The sequence below is a fragment of the Streptomyces sp. ID05-39B genome, assembly GCF_033794725.1.
Classification (GTDB): Bacteria; Actinomycetota; Actinomycetes; order Streptomycetales; family Streptomycetaceae; genus Streptomyces; species Streptomyces bobili.
The window spans coordinates 1-764 of sequence record NZ_JARGEF010000536.1; the positions used below are offsets into that span (position 1 = coordinate 1).

A 764-nucleotide genomic window follows, 5' to 3' on the forward strand; every position below is an offset into this window, starting at 1 on the left:
GCCCCCGCCTCGGCCTGATCATCGGCATCGTCGACGAACGCCCGGAACATCTGGGTGCTGCCGGCGGGGTCGTTGGTGCCCTGGGGGCCCTGCGTGTTAGCCATGCCCCGAGACACTAGCGAAAGCGGCCGGGCCGGCCCAAGCGGGGGGCGTGCTCCGGCCCGCCGGAGGCCCGGCCGGCGGCGACCTCCGTCACCTGGGCGTTTACTTTCGCCATACTTGCCTTTGCTGACTCTTTGCGGCCGTCGACCCCCGATTTATTTGCCTGTAACAACCAAATGCTTCTATGGTTGCCCTAAGCAACGAATGCGAGGTGTGATGGCCGGGCAGGCACAGTTCGAGGAACTGGCGCGTCAGCTCAGTGCCGTCGGAGCCGTGAAGCGGGACCTCGGGCGGATACTGCCGGCCGACTGCTCGCCCGGCTCGGCGGGTGTACTGACGCTGCTCGACCGTCACGGTGAGCTTCGGATGAGCGCCCTGTCCGAACTGCTGGCCGTGGACATGTCGGTGACCAGCCGACACGCCGCTCACCTCGCCGAGCGGGGCTGGATCGAGCGGTCCCCGGACCCGGCGGACAAACGCTCGCGCATCCTGCGCCTCACCCCCCAGGGGCACGCGATGCTCGCCGAGCTGACGCGGCGCAGCACCGCCCTGCTGGCCGAGCGGCTGAGCGACTGGACCGACGACGAGGTCGGTCAGCTCATCGGGCTGATGACCCGGCTGCGCGCCAGCTTCGGCGACTGCCGGTCCGCCCAGCACCGGCC

1 protein-coding gene is annotated in these 764 nt (G+C 69.6%); it reads left to right on the plus strand.

What is annotated here, in order from left to right:
• Nucleotides 1–318: 318 nt before the first annotated feature.
• Nucleotides 319–764: MarR family transcriptional regulator (locus P1P75_RS41760; protein ID WP_319265318.1), on the plus strand; the 446-nt coding region annotated here is incomplete at its 3' end.